Here is a 17,719-nt window from a genome sequence, read left to right on the forward strand (position 1 = left end):
AGATGTATTCTTATTTAAGAGCTAGCTTGGCAATCTCTAAAAGACTATAACCGGTTGTATTCTTCCAAAGATTATCATAGGCTTTTAACAGACCTTCTCCAACATAATTAGGAAAATCCGAATTAAACTTAGAAGGTTTTCCAACTATATCATAACTCTTTAAAAAATCTTTTGGTTTTTTATCATATCGATACAGATATTCAAAATCAATGGCCTTTAAGCCTTCCTCTTCTGTAAAAATAAAATTACCAGGGTGGAAGTCTAAATGAGCATATCCTCTATCATATAAATACTTTAGAAATGACCCTATTTCTTTAATATGTTCTTTCAGCACTTTACTTCGAACTGCCTCATTATCTCTAAGAAGATCTTTATAATAGGGTGTTATAATATAGTTATCACCTGCTTCTATTAAATGGGGAATCAAACTATTTTCTTTACTTAATATTCCATAAGCAAACTTTTCTCTTTCTAAAAAACGTTCTTTACCTTCTCTAAATGTCTTTTTTACAGCCCATTTTCCTTTATATTCAATGATTTCAGCTTTAGCTCTATGTCTAAAGCCCCCAAGAGAGCCTATTATTTTCTCTTTTGTCTTGTATTTATCAACTTTTGTTTTGATTTTCTCTTTTACTATTGGAACTAAAGACTTGTCTAAAATCTCAATATACTCCCAAGCTTCTATCTCATCATCTGCAGAGTGAACGGGATTAGTAATGTTGGTGCTGTTAAAATTTCTGTTTACTTCTGCTCTAAGAGCATCTTTTCTAAACACATTACCATTAGTAACAAAGGGATATTGTAATTTCTTATCTTCGCTGCGTTTTTGTGGATTGTGGTCGTATACGACTACCATAACACAAGGCTTTCCTCCCGTTTGATAGATGACTCCTTCATCCCAATTACCGCCCCTTATATCACGAGTGCCTACTTCTTGTTGATGTTCATCTAATTCTTTTACAAGAATAATATCGTACCCAAATTCATCTAGCCATTTTACTATATAATCCTTCATCCCTCTTTTGTAAACCCACTCTCTAATGAAAAATACGTTCAATTCTCCATCTTTGATTTCTTCAATTCCTTTGGGTTGATATAATTTACGAAGCCAAGGACTTCGATTAACTAGACTAAACTTTCTAGTTAGGTCCACGCCTGCCTTCCAATCCTTCTGGTCTAGCAATATCTTTAAGTCTTGTAAGTTAATATTAACCTTTATATTTAAGTCTTTCGCTAATGCAGAAAGAGTTTTATAATACTTATTATTCTTTAAATCAACCCCTAACGCACTTTGTCTATCAACTGGTATCATTGATCGTTCAGCCTTATGAAATACCACATGGAAAATTAAGCTATAGAAATGCACTTCCATAGAAGGTACATAAACAATATCATTGTAGATAACCCTATTCGCTAAAATCTTGTCAGCAAGTTTTCTTGGATAATATGGCAACCCTGCATAACTACTACAAGAATAAGGAGTAGGGGTATACATATCACACTGTACTGCACCTTTTTCATTATTTGGGATGAAGTACTTACTTATTTTTACAATATCCTCATCATGTACTAATATATCTAAGTCTTCACCCTCCTTCATCGTAGGTAGATTTTCAAACCCTCTCAATACAACGTACCTAATCCCTTCTTCTTTCAAAGCACTAAAAAATTCAACTATGCTGATTTCAGGATTAATATATCTCATGGTATTCATTGAAAAAGCTAACTTTCGTTCTGTTTCTAAGGCTTTTTTTCTTTCTCCAAGAATTTCATAGACATATTTTAAGTTGTATAAGAGATCATAATGATTAGGTTTGATTTCCAAACCCTGCAATAATACATTATGGGCCTCATTATAATTGCCTTGCATTATAAAAATAACAGCTTTCATAGAGATAACTTCTATATCCCCTGGTAAAGTCAAATCATATTCATTTATTAATTCCAATGCCTGTTCTAAATATGCGTTATTGATTAACTCTTTTATATTTTTCTTAACTTGCTTTTTATATTGATCTAACTGGTTATTCTTGTTGTTTTCAATATCTTTTACTTCTTGTAATAGTATCTCTATCCCCTTTTTCATTGGGTAATATATTTTTAGTGCTTTCCTTAAATATTTGACGTATTCTAATGTATTGTTTTTCTTATTTTTATCAGCGATAAGCATATAAAGCAAAAAGGCGTGCTCATCGTTTTTTACGTCATATATCATTTCATTTTTAATTATTTCATCCTTATAAACTTGTGAAATATAATAAATGCCATCTACTAAGTAACTATGCCATGTCTCCTCATACTTTGGTGATTGAATATCATCTGAAAATAATATATTTTTCTTTAACAATCTCTGAAACTTAATTTCCTGTAAGCTTCTAAGCTCTTGATCCATATTATTTAAATAGATATCCATCACAGTTACAATATCATCGTACTTTTTAATTAGATATTGGATATAACCTTCTATTAGCTCTTCTCTGACACGGCTAAATAACTCTCCTATATTAACTGTTCTATTTTTTAACAAAAGATATATCATATCTGCAAAGAAAATTGGCAACGAATTATATTTTAAACTTTTTGCTTCTTCAATCAACTGAGGAGGAATATCAGACCAATTTTCTAAAATAATTAACCTTGCTTTGTTTAATAAAGAATATTGACAACTACCTTGGCTGAATAAACGAAAAACTTCTTCTTTCTTTTCTGAATACTCATCCATTTCAATAATATTTTCAAGGGAATTCCAAAATATATTTAATACTTCCTTGTTATCATCAGAGGTTTCTCTATAAAATATTTTTAGTTCCTCATACTTTTCTAAACCTAAATAAAGTTCAACCAATATAGGAATCTTTCTTTTTTCCATATGATCTTTAGTTATTTTATTAGCAAAATTTATCGCTACTTCTTTATTACCAAGCCTATTATATAAAATACATAAATTGAAGTAAACCTCTTCGTATAAGCCTAAAGTAACTTTCGTTAAAGTTAAAAACTTTTCTTCAGTAGCATTTTGATATTTTACTAGCAACTCAAGATATTTATGAAAACTTTCTAGCGCCTCTTCATCCTTATTAATACGACTTTGTGCTACCCCTAAATAATAATAAAAATCAATAAAGTCCTTTTCAAGTTCAATAGCCTCTAAGCAAATCGTTTCCAATTGAAAGAATTTATTATTATTAAGATAAGCACGGGCTAAATAGTTATATACATACAGATGAGCTTTACGGTCCATATTATATTTTTCAACAAGTTCATAGGCTTTAGAAATATATTCTAAAGACTTTTTAAAGTCTTTATACATACCATAGGATTGAGCCAACTGAAATAAGTTATAGATATCATTCGGATTTTCTTCCAGTTCTTTTTCAAGTAATTCAACATTCCTTCTAAATTTATATTCCATTAACTCTTTATCTGTGGAAACATAGCCATAGTGAATGACTTCGGCATTTGTAAAGAATACAGGTAATTGAAAGTGTGGTTGCTCATGAATAGACCCTTTGTAATAAAAACCTTTTGAGTTTTTAAAAAGACGTAAAATATCAACTGATTGATGGATATCTGTATCCTTCTCATTAGTAATACTCTTAATTGTGATTGTTCCAGTTTTATATTTTGAGCTGCCTTTGGACTTCAAAAAATTAATTAATGGAGTAATATTTTGAAAAACCTCATCTCCATCTAGAACAAGAATCCATTCACCTTTAGCATAATTAATAGTTTTATTTCTCATGTCTCCAAAATGATTATTCCACCCATGGAAATACACCTGTTGTGTAAACTTCTTAGCAATCTCTACTGTATTATCTTCAGATCCTGTATCTACAATAATTAATTCTGCATCGATACTATCAAATAGAGGTTGTAGACTTAACAATGATTGTTCTAGATATTTTTCTTCATTTTTTACCATCATACAAACACTTAACTTCTTTTTATACTTCATCTAAAAAACTCCTTATCTATTTGATTTAACTTGCATTTTTATTGCTAGTATTTTTATTTTATAGGCAAGGAATTAATGTCAATAGTCAATATTAATCCCTTGCGTATAAAATAACAAAAAGGGCTGGGGGATAATCCCGCCAACCCTCTCATTTACTAAAAGTTTAGATGAAATATGTTATGCCAATTTTTTTACCTTATGAACTCAATTATCTTAATAATTGAAGAACATTTTGTGGCGCTTGGTTAGCTTGAGCTAACATAGCAGTAGATGCTTGCTGTAAGATATTTTGGCGAGTCATTTCCATCATTTCTTTAGCCATATCTACGTCTCTTATTCTAGACTCAGCTGCTTGTAAGTTCTCAGATGTATTATCTAAGTTCTTAATAGTATGCTCTAATCTGTTTTGAGTAGCTCCTAGTAATGATCTTTGATCTGAAACTGCCTTCAAAGCGTTATCAACAGTATCTAGTAAAGCACTGATGTCTGCTGCAGTTGAAGTAGAGTTAGCTACAACTTCACCAATAGATGCTGTTGTAACACCTAAAGCTGATGCAGACATATCTCCAATATTAAACTCGATAAATTGAGCTGAGTTAGCACCTACTTGTAGTGTGATTTTCGTCGTACTTGCTGCAAAGTCACCATTAAGTAATTTCTTAGTGTTGAACTCAGTTTTTTCTGTAATTGCAGTGATTTCTTCAGATAATTGATTTAACTCATCTCTTAGAGTAGCTCTATCTTCTGGAGTATTTGTATCATTTGCAGCTTGAACAACTAGTTCTCTCATTCTTTGAAGCATCGCATGAGTTTCAGTTAATGCTCCCTCAGCAGTTTGAACTAAAGAAATACCATCTTGAGCATTTCTAGAAGCTTGGTTAAGACCTCTAATTTGTCCTCTCATTTTTTCAGAGATAGAAAGACCAGCAGCATCATCTCCTGCTCTATTAATTCTAAAACCTGAAGATAATTTCTCCATAGATTTTGCTCCACCAGCATTAGCTAAACCTAATTGTCTGTGGGTATTCATAGCCATCATGTTGTTATTAATTCTCATTGTAAATTCCTCCTTGAATTTTTATTTAACCTTTGACATCCTTGTCTAGGTTAGAAAAATTTTAATATGAAAAACATCTTGTCCCATCGCCGGCCTAAGGATTTTGATGTTTTTTGTCTACACTAAATATATCGGTAGATTTAGATGTAACTTTATAGGGAAATTTAATTTTTTTTATTCTTTTTTGAAGAAATTTTTAATTCCTCCTAAATCGGCCTTTGAAGAAGTTGCTACCTTATTTTCTTCTTGAATCTCTAAGTAGATCTCCTTACGATAAATCTCTATATCCTTTGGTGCAGCGATACCTATCTTTACTTTACCTTCTTCAATTCCTAATATCTTAACTTCTATATTCTTACCTAAAATGATACTCTCATCGGTTTTTCTCGTTAGTACCAGCATTGCCTTCCCCCCTAACCGACCTGTTTCATTTCGTCTAAAATATAATGTCTAGCTTTGTATTCCTCGTTATCTAATAGAATTTGTTTACCTTTTCGGTTTTGACTATTAATGATAAGGGGAGCCCTTAAGTTAGCCGTCATCTTACTAAGATCCTCTGGAACAACAACAATAGTATAGACAGTTACATCTTCGGTTTTTTTAATATCTAATTTATCAATTGTATTTTGAGAAATTTTAAAATCATAATCTTTTTTGAATATAAAAGGATTAATGATAACAAAGGCTAAATCTGTTTCTTCCACCGACTGAAGCCAATGGAAGGGAACTTCTTTATCTGGATTTTCAATAATGATATATTGATTTAATTCTTCAAAACCAGGTATACCATCGGGAAAATGAATAATTTCTTCTTCCTTCACTTGTATTTCACCAAAGTTCTTTGTGTTCAAAATCATCTAAAACCCTCCAATTCTTCTATCCGCCATATAAATCTAAATGATTACCTATGTATTCTATATGGATATTGTTCTTCTGTCTTAGATAAATATCCACCTTTGTAGGATTATAATCAATTTTAGGTGAAAAATCCTCTACGTGTATATTGATGTTGCCTTTTTCTAGATAGCTAGAAAATTTACCTTCCACCACATCAATTTTAGGCCTACTCTTTGGAACCATATCAAAATTGAATTGTTTTATTTTAGGTTTAGAACGCCTTTTTGAAAGCATACTAATAATTGTACCTCTATGGATTTTGGTCATGTCGCTACCATCCCTTGCAATACGGGCGGTTGCCTGTTGGGCTGCCCTGATTCCCCGTTGAGCTGCTAACCTTGAAAGTTCTGAATTACTTTTAAGACCAGCCTCAGAAAAACATTGACGCTGGTCTATATAAATAACGGCTTCTTTTAGATCTAGTTGTAACTTTGGCGAAGTCTGGTTAAGTCTCATTGGTGAATGATTTTGCCTAATATTTAGCTGTCCTGCCCTCTGTTCAATACCAATTAAGGCATTTTGACTTTCAATACGAATCATCTCCAACACCACCTTCACTAGTTTATAAAATTTTATCCTATCTTAAGTGGTCTAGCAGCGTTGGTTGTATAATCCTTGCCCCAACCGATAGGGAGGCCTGATAAATATTTTCTTCATTTAAAAGTTTCATGATTGCCTCTCCCATGTCTGCACCTTCTAACTTCGTCAATAGATCAGTAAAATTAATGGTATCATCAGCGATACGATTTTGTACTAAATCCATTCGGTTTACTTTAGCACCAATTTCTGAACGTACAGTTAAGTTAAGATTTAAGTAATGGTCAACATCCCCAATAGCTGCGGATAAAGCTTCGGTGTCTCCTGCCTCTAGGTGCATCATAATATTATTGATCATCTCTATCATGCCTATTGAATCATCAGCACCTACTTCTTTACCTGCAACATCATCAAAGGCTTCAAAGCCTAGGGTATTAATTTCTAATTTTTCGTTTATTCCCACTTCAAACTGTATTTTATCATCAACAAGACTTGGGTCTACTTCATCCTTTAAAGAGACATTATACACATAGTCTGGTGGCACTAAAGTGGTATCAAATTTAAATAATGGTTCGTTTGTCTTTTTACCAGAGAATATATATTTTCCTGCATAAGTGGTGTTTCCTAAACTAATAACTTGCTCTTTTAACTCTTTAACTTCTCCCATAATCTTCTGGGTATCTTCATCAGTTAGCACCCCATTAGAGGCTTGCACTGTCAGTTCCCTCAATCTTTGTAGGGCATCACCAATGTTTTTAACTGCTAATTCTGTAGTTTCTAAAAAAGATGTTGCATCATCTACGTTGGCTTTAAACTGTTTTAACTCACTTAAGTCAGCCCTAATTTTCATGCTCTTTGATATACCAATAGGATCATCTGAAGGAGCATGAATTCTTTTTGAAGTAGCTACCTGCATCTGGTATTTATCCATTCGATTAATATTAGCATTCAGATTTCGCATCATCTTATTAATCATCATATTGTTTGTTATTCTCATCTCTTACACCCCTTATCTACCAACTAAGCCAATTCGATTGATTACTACATCTAGCATTTCATCCATTGTTGTAATCATCCTTGCCGAAGCATTATAGGCATGTTGGAATCTAACCATATTAGACATTTCTTCATCAATAGACACCCCTGAAACTGATTGTCTTTGATTATCTATTTGTTGAAGCATAAACTGCTGATTAGTAGTCATACGAATAGCTTCTTGGGTATCTACCCCTAAGTTTGATATTAAAGATTTAATGAAATCTTCTGGTTTTCCTTGTTCAAACATACTAGACTTATGTCTTAATTCCCCTAATTTTAATGCTACAGACCCATCACCTGGCAAAAGATCTATTCTAGCTGCACTGGCAATTTTATTTGAGTCAGCATCGATGTCTAGGGAAATTTGAATATTTTTTGCTGTAATTAGATGGCTCTGTAAAACGCCCCCATCATACATCTCAGAAGAAAACTTCTTGCCACTGGTAAATAGCAGATATCCTCCCCCATCGGTGTCATTCCCTATTCCAGCAATAAATTCTCCATTTAACCCATAGGCACTTCTATGGATATCATTAATTTCTTCTGCAAATTTTGTAACAAACTTGTTTAATTCACCAATATAGAAGGGGACCCCCTTTCTACTATCGGAGTCACCGTCCCTTAGATCTAGTAAACCTCTAAGTTCACCACTTAGCCCTCTTATATCTAGAGCATCTCCATTGGCCCATCTAATCTGCCTCATCATCAGTTCTGGATCAAAAGAACTAGGCTGTTCTGTGCTGGCATCTAGCTTATAGGTTCTGTCGTGGGAAACTAACGCTTGTCCATTAATTTGAAGTACCATCTTTGATCCTTTAGACCCTGCAAATGCGTTGGAATCAACTACTTCTACTACCTCTACATTTACTAACTTTGATAATTCATCTATTAATAAGTTTCTTTGATCTCTTAAATCATTTGCATGGCTACCATCTACCTCTGCACGATAGATTTGGTTATTTAATATAGCAATTTGGTCGGCATATGAATTAATAGCATTTACAGTTGTGTTGATATCAAAATTTAAGTCAACTGCCATTTTTTCCAATTGATTATAGGTATGATTCACTGTATTGGTAAAAGAAATGGCTCTTTGTCTTACCAATGCTCTAGTGGTTAGGTTCTCAGGATTTTTACTTAGTTCTTGAAAGGATGAAAACAATTCATCCATAACAGTTGTAATTCCAGTATCAGAAGGCTCATTAAAGATGGCTTCTAAAAACCTCAATCCATCCGCCTTAGTCTCCCAAAAACCTAAAGAACTAACTTCACTTCTATATTTAAAATCTAAAAACTCATTTCTAAATTGAGTGATAGAGATGGGATTAGCCCCCGTCCCTAACATTCCTCTTCCCCCTGGCAGTCGCATAGCATTAGCTTGTGTTTGATTTAACCGTTGTCGTGAATAACCTGGTGTATTAACATTTGCTATATTGTGTCCCGTTACATCTAGTGCCCTTTGAGCTGCAAAAAGTCCCGATGTAGCAGTATTAAATCCTAAAAAAGTTGAACGCATTCTAACTCTCCCCTTTATATTCTAGCATCAAACAGATTTGTTTTTGTTTTATCTTTCCCTTGAGCTTTTTGGCCATAGTTATTATGATCCTGTATGTGGTTAGTCATCACTTCTATATTAAAGTGTATATAATCTAAATGCTGCTCTAATAATTTTTCATTTAGCTCATTTACTTCTTTAATTTGTTGGGTTTTTTCAAGAATATTATTTCTTAACTCATCAATTTCTTCGATAAGCTGATCATCCTCTAGATAAAGTAAAAAATCTGATAAACTGTCTAACTTTTCTATCCCTAACATTTCTGCTGTGTTGGTAAAAACGGATCTTCTAATCCTTTCAAAGGTTCCCATCCTCATAATGTATTGTTGTTCTCTTTTAGTCATGTCTTCCAACTCTGAAAGTTTTCTATTCTTAATCACATCTGTTTTTTGTTGTTCTAGATTAAGGATTTCTCCATACATTTGATCTTCGTGTATTAAGGTCTCCTTAAGTTGATTAATAGCTTTTAACATATCTACCACCTCGATTATCTACATACTATATTTTCTTATCAATCTGGAGACTTTCTATTATTTTATCAGCTACTTCTTTGCCTGATACAGTATAACTACCTTGCTGGATTTTTTCTTTAAGCTCTTTAATTTTTTCTTCTCTTACTTCTGGTAGGTTTTTAAAAGCCTTCATTGCCACTTGAAATTCTTTAGCGTTTTCAGAAAGCTCTAGCTGGTCCTTAGCTTGTTGAACCTTTTGTCCTGCTTCAACATTATTATTTTTATTAGAAGTATTATATACCTTCATGGCTTTTGCAATGCTATGGTTATTATGGATTTTCATAAAAAAACACCTCAACTTTATCCGATTTCTTTTCTAATAATAGTATCGGCATATTTGAGATGTTTCTTAACTTATATTTTATTTTTTTCTCATTTCAACAATATGCATCTTTGTTCCAGTTCGGTCTTTTTGTTTTACTTCTGCCTCTTTTACGGTTGGTGGCTTAAGAACACTTTTAAATTCTTTTTTTAGGGCAGCTGCACACTCATCACAAAAACGCCCTGAACGAATGGATTTATCACATCTTTCACAATGGAGTAAACAGTTGTTCTCTTCTCTAATTTCTATCCTACTTTCCCTTAAGTATCTTAAAATTTGTCTTTCACTTACACCAGTTTCTTCTGATACTTCTGTCACAGTAGCCCCAGGATGATCATATAGATATTCTTTTACTTTTCTAAAATCTGCTTCATCATCAGTTGAACAACGAGAACAAACATCTAGTCCAGTAAATGCAAAAGCTCTACCACATTTCGTACAATTACGTAAGTCCATAACCACAACCTCCCATGTCTTAAGATTAATCATTAATTACTAATAATCATTTCATCTATAACTCCATCATCTTCAAGTAATAGCCTGTCATCTTCCCTTCCCTTAGTTACTCTTGCAAAAGTTAACACTGTCACTGTTGCCACCCCCGCCTCTAGCAAGAGTCTAATACAAGCTTCTACTGTAGAACCTGTTGTTAGTATATCATCTACCAAAAGAATATTTTTACCGAAAAGAGCATTAGGGTTCTTTAATGTAAAAGCTCCCTTTACATTGTCTCTTCTTTGTCTTTTTGATAGGTGATGCATTGCCTTTGTGTTTCTATTCCGAATTAAGTTATTGTTTATATTTGGGATTCCAGCCTCTTTTGATATATACTTAGTCAATAAATTAGCTTGATTGAATCCCCGTTCTTTTTCTTTGGGCTTATATAAAGGTATCGGCAAAAGACAGTCTCCTCTTAAACCCTCCCGATAAATAAAATCAACCATCATTGTTGCCATCTCCCTGGCTAAATAGGTTTCATTACTATATTTTAAACGATAGATGAGCTTTCTAACTTCCCCTTGATATTCAACAACTGAGAACATTCTACATGAAATTCCCTCTTTTATTTCACTGGTTTGAATCCATCTACCTTTTCCTATAAAGGTAATTTTATCATGACACCCTCGACAGATTCCATAGGAATTTAATAGATATCCTTCTTTGCAGAAAATACATGTGCAACGGGGTGGAAAAATTAATTTCCAAAAAGCTTCAGCGTATTCTCTTAGAGGTTTAAGTAGTTCCATAAAAGGACTCCTTTGATATAGTCACTAAACAGAGTACTAAATTATTTATACCTATATTTCTACCTTTTACGCAAATATCCTCTTTTTTTCTACTCTACTCCCCTTTGAAAGTCAAAATACTTTTTAAGCCTAAAACCTAAGCCAGAGTAGCGTTGTACAATTTTATCGTTTCTAATCATTTCATTTAAATAGTTCTCTGTTCCCACAAGAACAACTAAGTTTTTTGCCCTTGTAATTGCCGTATACAAAAGATTTCTAGTTAGCAGCATAGGCGGTCCCCAAGTAATGGGCATAATCACAACTGGAAATTCACTTCCCTGACTTTTATGAACCGTTACGCTATAGGCCAATTCTAGTTCGTCCAATTGATTAAAATTGTATACTACTAATCGGTTTTCATCAAAACATACGGTTAATTCTTGATGATTATGATCAATAGCATGAACATAGCCTATGTCACCATTAAAGACTCCCTCACCTTGTTCTTCTCTAGAATCAGCCTCAATATCATACCACTTTAAGGTATAATTGTTTTTAATCTGCATTACTTTATCTCCAACCCGATAGGTCTTCTCTCTATATTCCTTCTCTTGTTTCCATTTTACAGGGGGATTCAAATTTTCTTGAAGGGCTTTGTTTAAGTTTATCGTTCCTACTTCGCCCTTTTTCATTGGTGAGAGAATTTGAATGTCTTTTATAGCATCCAACTTATAATGGTTTGGTAGTCGCTCTTTAACCAGTTCTACAAGGGTTTTTAAAATTTCTTCTTTACGATTTCTTGTCATGAAGAAGAAGTCTTTCCCCTTTAAATTACACTGGGGTTCTTCCCCTCTATTAATTTTATGGGCATTAACAATGATCATACTTTCTTGGGCTTGTCTAAAAATTTCTGTTAACCTTACGACCCTAACAATATTACTATCGATAATGTCCTTTAACACATTACCAGCTCCCACCGATGGTAGCTGGTCTACATCTCCTACTAAAATTAACCGAGTCCCTAAAGAGACTGCCTTCAATAGACTATTCATTAAAAGAATATCCACCATCGAAACCTCATCGACAATAATTACATCTGCCTCTAATGGATCATCTTCATTCCGCTGAAAATTCATTTCTTCTTCCTCTTCCGAGTAGCCCAGTTCTAATAGTCGATGAATTGTCTTTGCCTCCATACCAGTGGCTTCTGTCATCCTTTTTGAAGCTCTTCCAGTTGGAGCCGCCAGTAAAATTTTCTTTTTCTGTTTTTGAAAAATCTTTAGTAATGAGTTAATGGTGGTAGTTTTACCTGTACCAGGGCCTCCAGTAATCACGAGAAGTCCGTTATCCAATGCCTGTTGTAGCGCTTCTTTTTGATTACTAGCTAAATGAATATTCTCTTCATCTGCTAAGACTTGCAGTTCTTCTTCCAAAGAAATGTTAATCGATTCTACCACTACTTGGGATAGTTCTATAATTTTGTTACAGCTATAGGCCTCTGCATAATAATAGGGCATTGAATAGATTATATAATCTTCTTGATATTTTTCTATATGGATTTTCTGTTCTAGTGCTAGATGCTGAATAGCTTCTTCTATTTCTGTAGCAGTACTATTAATAAGCTGCTGGGATTTCTCTACTAAGAGCTTTCGAGGAGCATAGGTATGTCCCTCTAGATGAAGACAATTTAGCATATATTTAGTTGCCGCATTAATTCTATATTTTGATTTTGGAGATATTCCCATTGATTTAGCTATTTCATCTGCCTTTTTAAAACCGATTCCCCAAATATCGTCGGCTAAACGATAGGGGTTTTCCTGTAGGGTGGCTATGGTTTTTTCTCCATACTTCTTATAAATTTTGACTGCATAGTTAGGTGTAATCCCATACTGGCTTAAAAATAGGATAATGTCCCTTAGTTCCCATTGTTCTTTAAAGGCTTCTGAGATGGCTTCGGCCTTTGCTTCTCCAATACCTGAAACTTCCTTAAGACGATGGGGTTGATGTTGCATTACTTCAAAGGTTTCATCCCCAAACTTTTCAACTATCCTTTTAGCCATTTTTTCACCAATACCGTTAATAATCCCAGAAGATAGGTAGCTAATCATCCCCTGTAGGGTTGAAGGTTGTATGGGGCGATATTCTTGAACTTCCAGTTGTCTACCGTAATTAGGGTGAACCGTCCATTTCCCCTTAACTAATACATTCTCACCTTCCCTCAAGGCTGGTAGAATCCCAATGATGGTTACTTCTTCATCTTCTGTTGATATGATTCCTACCGTATAGCCATTGGTTTCATTTTGAAAGATGATTTCTTCTAGCTTTCCTTCCAGCTCTATCAATGGACTTCACCTCCTTGTTGTCATATTTCTTAACTTATTATACCATAAGTATCTTGAGTCTATCTATTTATAGACATAAAAAGCCCCACTAACAAGTGGGGCAATCTTAATAAATTTATGACATTTAATTAAAATATATTATAATCCTAAACCTTCTTTTCTTAGGATTTCAGCTTTATCTGTTTTTTCCCAAGGAAGATCAATATCAGTTCTACCCATGTGACCATAAGCAGCAGTTTGTCTGTAGATTGGTCTTCTTAAGTCTAAGTCACGGATAATTGCAGCTGGTCTTAAGTCAAAGTGCTTATTAACTAATTCTGCAATTTTCTCTTCGTCGATTTTAGCTGTACCAAAAGTTTCAACTAAAACAGAAACTGGTTGTGCTACACCAATAGCATAAGCTAATTCAAGTTCACACTTGTCGGCTAAACCTGCAGCAACAATATTTTTTGCTACGTATCTAGCAGCGTAAGCAGCAGAACGATCTACCTTTGTTGGATCTTTACCAGAGAAAGCACCACCGCCGTGACGGGCATATCCACCATATGTATCAACGATAATCTTTCTTCCTGTTAAACCAGCATCCCCTTGTGGTCCTCCAATTACGAAACGGCCAGTTGGGTTGATATAGTACTTAGTATTTTCATCTAAAAGTTCACTTGGAACGATTTTGTTGATAACATGCTCAATTAAGTCTCTCTCAATTTCTTTACGCTCTACTTCTGGACCATGTTGAGTAGAGATTACAATTGCATCGATTCTTACTGGCTTGTCTCCATCGTACTCAACTGTTACCTGTGTTTTACCATCAGGTCTTAAGTATGATAGTGTACCATTTTTTCTTACATCAGATAATCTTTTAGCTAATTTGTGGGCTAATGAGATTGGTAATGGCATTAATTCAGGTGTTTCATTACAAGCAAACCCGAACATGATTCCTTGGTCTCCCGCTCCAGTAGCTTCTAATTCATCTACCATTGTCCCTTCTCTTCTTTCTAAAGCTTCATCAACACCCATAGCGATATCAGGAGATTGCTCATCAATTGCTGTTAATACTGCACAAGTATCGCTATCAAAACCATATTTAGCTCTTGTGTAACCGATTTCTTCTATGGTTTTTCTAACTACTTTAGGGATATCTACATAACACTCTGTCGTAATTTCCCCTGCAACTAATACCAAACCTGTTGTTACACTGGTTTCACATGCAACCCTAGCTTTTGGGTCTCTTTCAAAAATAGCATCTAATACAGCATCTGAAATTTGATCACAAATTTTATCTGGATGTCCTTCTGTTACTGACTCTGAAGTAAATAATCTTCTTGCCATTTTTTTACCTCCTTTTTTCTTTTGAATTCTTAATTTATTATTAGCTCTATATTAATAGAGTTTTTGGCTCTGTACTAATATACCCACTTTCTTCATAACAATGCTTGTACATAAAGGATTTATCACTTTTTGCTAAATTATGGGCATAAAAAAACCCCTTACAAAGAAGAGGTATATTAATCTATACACTATCCTCATCTTCCAGAATTAGTATTCTGTAGGATTTAGCACCATACTACTATGGTTGCCGGGTATCATAGGGCCCATCCCTCCACCACTCTTGATAAGGCATCAAGATTTCTATTCAATTAAGTACAATCCAAAGAATAAATTAATAATAACATTGAGGGTTATATATGTCAACATTAATTTTACTTATATGAAACTTTTTTATAGAACAGGCTATAATACTAAAATACTGTATATTATTCCCCCCTAAGATTTAAATGGATGTTACGATAAAACTTAGTACAAACATAATACTACCAGCTATGGTAGTTCCAATGATAATTGCCGGAAATGCAATTTTAAAGGGTATGTTTAATAAAACTGCTGCTAAACAACCACTCCACACTCCTGTTGTTGGTAAGGGTACTGCAACAAAAATCATTAATCCCCAAGCACTGTATTTCCTAATTTTATCGCTTTTTCTTAAGGTTTTCTCCACAGTTCTATCAACAAATTTTCGAAATGGTCTTGTAGACCTTAAAAAAGTAAAAACTGGCCTAACATAGATCAGTAAAATTGGAACAGGTATTAAACTTCCTAAAATTCCTAATAGTGTCGCGTGGAGGGGATGCATGCCCAAGGAAACCCCAACAGGTATGGCCCCCCTTAACTCCATTAATGGCATTGCTGCAATTAGAAGTACCATTAGCTCCCTTGTGATTAGTTCCAGTATTTTATCCAACATTTCACCCCCTCTATCGTAACCCTATCCCTATTCCATTATATATCTCATTATTAAAAATTATTATTGAAAATCTTCTTTCTAGAATTTTCGAGGAAATCCTATAATTAATTAAAGCCTTAAGTTATTACAACTAGATAACTTCGCTATCGTATTTAGTTATCATAAAAATATTATTTTGTTATTAATTTTTAATGTTTATAGAATCCAAATGGTGGTATAATTATATTAATTGTTGGACAAGTAACCTCTTTGTTTCGAATATACTCTAAGGAGGAATTTCAAATGGATGATATCAAAAGATTAAAAATAGAAATTGAGACCTCAAAAGCTCAATTACGTCGTTTTCTTGAAGATGGAGCAGACATTAATGAGATTCTAGACCTTAACTATAAAATTGATGACTTAATTATACAGTTTTATCATTTGAAGGCTGAATAACAGAATACACAACCCCTTAAACCTATAGGTAACCCTATAGGTTTTGTTATTATAGTAAAAGACTTAATAGGGGTATTGTAATCATTGAAAGTAATGTAGTGACAAACACTGCTTTAGATGCAAAGTGGGGTGCTGTATCGTAAATCGTGGCAAAAACTGCTGTATTGGCAGCCGCTGGCATTCCTGCAATCACTACAGGAACCCCTAGTAAAATACCTCTAAACCCCATTCCCCATAGGATCAACATAGCGATTAAAGGAATTGCTAACAATCTGATGATGGAGACAGAGATGAGCCTTTTTTCGTTAAAGACTTCCTTTAGGGGCATTTCTCCTAACATGGCTCCAATCACTAGCATAGATAAGGGTACTGTCATCTCTCCCACAGAATGTAGGGTTTCATAAATGACATAGGGAATCTTGATGGATAGTAAGAACATGCCAAACCCTAATACAACTGCTATTATTCCAGGATTAAAAATAAGCTTTAAATAATTAACATCTTCTTTTTCCCTTCTACTATTTCTTGTCATGATGGAAACCCCAATGGTCCATAAAAGTACATTAAAGGGAATATTAAATAGGGCTGCATAGAATACTCCCATATCCCCATATATGGCATAAATCACAGGGTAACCCATATACCCAACGTTAGAAAAAACCAATATAAATTGTATGACATCTCCTTCTGGTCCATCTTTTTTATAATATTTATAAACAATGTAGGAAATTCCTATTGCTAATCCATGCACCAGCAAAGATAGTAGAATCATTTTAAAGCTTGTCATTAAAACTTCCCTTGAAAATTCAAACTGCATAGACTTAATGATCATAGCCGGTAAAGTAACCTTCAACACTAATCCGCTAATTCCTTTATTTAATTGATCATTTAACACATCAAACTTTTTTATGCCATATCCAATAATAATCATCAACGATAGAATTGCAATTTGATTAAAAACTGTAATAAATGTCATAGTTACCCTCCAAAAGATGATATATTTCCTATTCTATGATAACAGATGGCAACTAGTTAAACAATGAAGGAAATTCATAATAGATTTAGAAATAATTATTTTCACAAAAAAACTATAGACCCGAGGGTTAGGGTCTATAGAAGGAGGGGGGAAAGAATTTATTCAAAATTGAGTACCTTTCTTATCTTCTCTTGATGTCAAGTCTAGTAGGACATATACAATTATTAAACACAATATAAAAATTAATTTCATATACATCACCACCATCAATTTTTTCCATCAATACTATAAGTTTACCATAGTTTCCTTAAAAATACTGGTTTGTAACATACTCTTAATACAAGTGCAAAATATGTAATATGTCGTAATATACTGAGATAATTTTATTCTCCTATATGCAGTTTCTCATTATTGACAATGAATGTAAAGGGGTCCACAGCACTAAAAAAACACAAAATTCTATAAATTTAACAGCGCCGAAGATGAGGGCTTTTCAACATACAAGTAGCCTGTTCAAAAGTCTTTAAATTCAAGGAATAAGAAAAAGCAGCGAACGCCGCGTATGTTTTATACGCAAGGGTGCTGCTTTTTCGCAATGACGCCGAAGATGAGGGCTTTTCAA

General features: G+C 33.7%; 16 protein-coding genes and 1 riboswitch. Of the genes, 1 reads left to right on the forward strand and 15 read right to left on the reverse strand.

What is annotated here, in order from left to right; all coding sequences use genetic code 11:
• Nucleotides 1-10 precede the first annotated feature (10 nt).
• From T335_RS0119375 to T335_RS0119440, 14 genes are all read right to left on the reverse strand, one after another.
• Nucleotides 11-3,955: a glycosyltransferase gene (locus T335_RS0119375; protein WP_026478997.1), complete on the reverse strand. Its 3,945-nt coding sequence runs from the start codon at nucleotides 3,953-3,955 to the stop codon at nucleotides 11-13.
• A 208-nt stretch (nucleotides 3,956-4,163) separates the two neighbouring features.
• A complete protein-coding gene (gene hag / locus T335_RS0119380; RefSeq protein ID WP_026478998.1) occupies nucleotides 4,164-5,012 on the reverse strand; it encodes a flagellin Hag in 849 nt (282 codons plus the stop codon).
• Between the two features lie 174 nt (nucleotides 5,013-5,186).
• Nucleotides 5,187-5,414 (reverse strand): carbon storage regulator CsrA, encoded by a 228-nt coding sequence (gene csrA, locus T335_RS0119385; RefSeq protein WP_026478999.1) that lies wholly within the window; start codon nucleotides 5,412-5,414, stop codon nucleotides 5,187-5,189.
• Nucleotides 5,415-5,425: 11 nt separating this feature from the next.
• The gene (fliW, locus tag T335_RS0119390) at nucleotides 5,426-5,869 is read right to left on the reverse strand and encodes a flagellar assembly protein FliW (protein WP_026479000.1); all 444 of its coding nucleotides are present in this window, start codon (nucleotides 5,867-5,869) and stop codon (nucleotides 5,426-5,428) included.
• Nucleotides 5,870-5,888: 19 nt separating this feature from the next.
• Nucleotides 5,889-6,449 (reverse strand): DUF6470 family protein, encoded by a 561-nt coding sequence (locus T335_RS0119395; protein WP_026479001.1) that lies wholly within the window; start codon nucleotides 6,447-6,449, stop codon nucleotides 5,889-5,891.
• A 37-nt stretch (nucleotides 6,450-6,486) separates the two neighbouring features.
• On the reverse strand, nucleotides 6,487-7,443 hold the full coding sequence (flgL, locus tag T335_RS0119400) for a flagellar hook-associated protein FlgL (protein ID WP_026479002.1): 957 nt from the start codon (nucleotides 7,441-7,443) through the stop codon (nucleotides 6,487-6,489).
• A 12-nt stretch (nucleotides 7,444-7,455) separates the two neighbouring features.
• Nucleotides 7,456-9,000, reverse strand: a complete 1,545-nt coding sequence (gene flgK, locus T335_RS0119405) for a flagellar hook-associated protein FlgK (RefSeq protein ID WP_026479003.1) — start codon at nucleotides 8,998-9,000, stop codon at nucleotides 7,456-7,458.
• Between the two features lie 14 nt (nucleotides 9,001-9,014).
• A complete protein-coding gene (locus tag T335_RS0119410; protein WP_026479004.1) occupies nucleotides 9,015-9,512 on the reverse strand; it encodes a flagellar protein FlgN in 498 nt (165 codons plus the stop codon).
• A gap of 25 nt (nucleotides 9,513-9,537) precedes the next feature.
• Nucleotides 9,538-9,834, reverse strand: a complete 297-nt coding sequence (flgM, locus tag T335_RS0119415) for a flagellar biosynthesis anti-sigma factor FlgM (RefSeq protein ID WP_026479005.1) — start codon at nucleotides 9,832-9,834, stop codon at nucleotides 9,538-9,540.
• A 78-nt stretch (nucleotides 9,835-9,912) separates the two neighbouring features.
• A complete protein-coding gene (locus T335_RS0119420) occupies nucleotides 9,913-10,329 on the reverse strand; it encodes a TIGR03826 family flagellar region protein (protein WP_026479006.1) in 417 nt (138 codons plus the stop codon).
• 32 nt (nucleotides 10,330-10,361) lie between these two features.
• Nucleotides 10,362-11,120 carry a ComF family protein gene (locus tag T335_RS21835; protein WP_051569433.1) on the reverse strand — a complete coding sequence of 253 codons (759 nt, stop codon included), beginning with the start codon at nucleotides 11,118-11,120 and terminating at the stop codon, nucleotides 10,362-10,364.
• A gap of 89 nt (nucleotides 11,121-11,209) precedes the next feature.
• The gene (gene recD2, locus T335_RS0119430; protein ID WP_026479007.1) at nucleotides 11,210-13,441 is read right to left on the reverse strand and encodes an SF1B family DNA helicase RecD2; all 2,232 of its coding nucleotides are present in this window, start codon (nucleotides 13,439-13,441) and stop codon (nucleotides 11,210-11,212) included.
• A 138-nt stretch (nucleotides 13,442-13,579) separates the two neighbouring features.
• Nucleotides 13,580-14,770, reverse strand: a complete 1,191-nt coding sequence (gene metK, locus T335_RS0119435) for a methionine adenosyltransferase (protein ID WP_026479008.1) — start codon at nucleotides 14,768-14,770, stop codon at nucleotides 13,580-13,582.
• A 191-nt stretch (nucleotides 14,771-14,961) separates the two neighbouring features.
• A riboswitch (SAM riboswitch) is annotated at nucleotides 14,962-15,060 on the reverse strand.
• 152 nt (nucleotides 15,061-15,212) lie between these two features.
• Nucleotides 15,213-15,680 carry a COG2426 family protein gene (locus T335_RS0119440; protein ID WP_026479009.1) on the reverse strand — a complete coding sequence of 156 codons (468 nt, stop codon included), beginning with the start codon at nucleotides 15,678-15,680 and terminating at the stop codon, nucleotides 15,213-15,215.
• Nucleotides 15,681-15,965: 285 nt separating this feature from the next.
• Between T335_RS0119440 and T335_RS22445 the strand changes: the two genes are divergently transcribed.
• Entirely contained in the window at nucleotides 15,966-16,121 is a 156-nt protein-coding gene (locus T335_RS22445; RefSeq protein ID WP_156943738.1) for a hypothetical protein, read from the forward strand.
• A 49-nt stretch (nucleotides 16,122-16,170) separates the two neighbouring features.
• On the opposite strand, the gene T335_RS0119450 is transcribed toward T335_RS22445, so the two are convergent.
• The gene (locus T335_RS0119450; RefSeq protein ID WP_026479010.1) at nucleotides 16,171-17,097 is read right to left on the reverse strand and encodes an AEC family transporter; all 927 of its coding nucleotides are present in this window, start codon (nucleotides 17,095-17,097) and stop codon (nucleotides 16,171-16,173) included.
• Nucleotides 17,098-17,719: the final 622 nt, after the last annotated feature.

It is taken from the genome of Alkaliphilus transvaalensis ATCC 700919 (assembly GCF_000621485.1).
GTDB classification, from domain to species: domain Bacteria; phylum Bacillota; class Clostridia; order Peptostreptococcales; family Natronincolaceae; genus Alkaliphilus; species Alkaliphilus transvaalensis.

Coding starts and splice junctions, on each gene's coding strand:
- T335_RS0119375 (WP_026478997.1), bottom strand. CDS start 3,955: ATGAAGTATAAAAAGAAGTTAAGTGTTTGTATGATGGTAAAAAATGAA.
- flgM (WP_026479005.1), bottom strand. CDS start 9,834: ATGAAAATCCATAATAACCATAGCATTGCAAAAGCCATGAAGGTATAT.
- T335_RS22445 (WP_156943738.1), top strand. CDS start 15,966: ATGGATGATATCAAAAGATTAAAAATAGAAATTGAGACCTCAAAAGCT.
- hag (WP_026478998.1), bottom strand. CDS start 5,012: ATGAGAATTAATAACAACATGATGGCTATGAATACCCACAGACAATTA.
- T335_RS21835 (WP_051569433.1), bottom strand. CDS start 11,120: ATGGAACTACTTAAACCTCTAAGAGAATACGCTGAAGCTTTTTGGAAA.
- csrA (WP_026478999.1), bottom strand. CDS start 5,414: ATGCTGGTACTAACGAGAAAAACCGATGAGAGTATCATTTTAGGTAAG.
- T335_RS0119420 (WP_026479006.1), bottom strand. CDS start 10,329: ATGGACTTACGTAATTGTACGAAATGTGGTAGAGCTTTTGCATTTACT.
- fliW (WP_026479000.1), bottom strand. CDS start 5,869: ATGATTTTGAACACAAAGAACTTTGGTGAAATACAAGTGAAGGAAGAA.
- T335_RS0119450 (WP_026479010.1), bottom strand. CDS start 17,097: ATGACATTTATTACAGTTTTTAATCAAATTGCAATTCTATCGTTGATG.
- T335_RS0119410 (WP_026479004.1), bottom strand. CDS start 9,512: ATGTTAAAAGCTATTAATCAACTTAAGGAGACCTTAATACACGAAGAT.
- T335_RS0119395 (WP_026479001.1), bottom strand. CDS start 6,449: ATGATTCGTATTGAAAGTCAAAATGCCTTAATTGGTATTGAACAGAGG.
- flgL (WP_026479002.1), bottom strand. CDS start 7,443: ATGAGAATAACAAACAATATGATGATTAATAAGATGATGCGAAATCTG.
- flgK (WP_026479003.1), bottom strand. CDS start 9,000: ATGCGTTCAACTTTTTTAGGATTTAATACTGCTACATCGGGACTTTTT.
- metK (WP_026479008.1), bottom strand. CDS start 14,770: ATGGCAAGAAGATTATTTACTTCAGAGTCAGTAACAGAAGGACATCCA.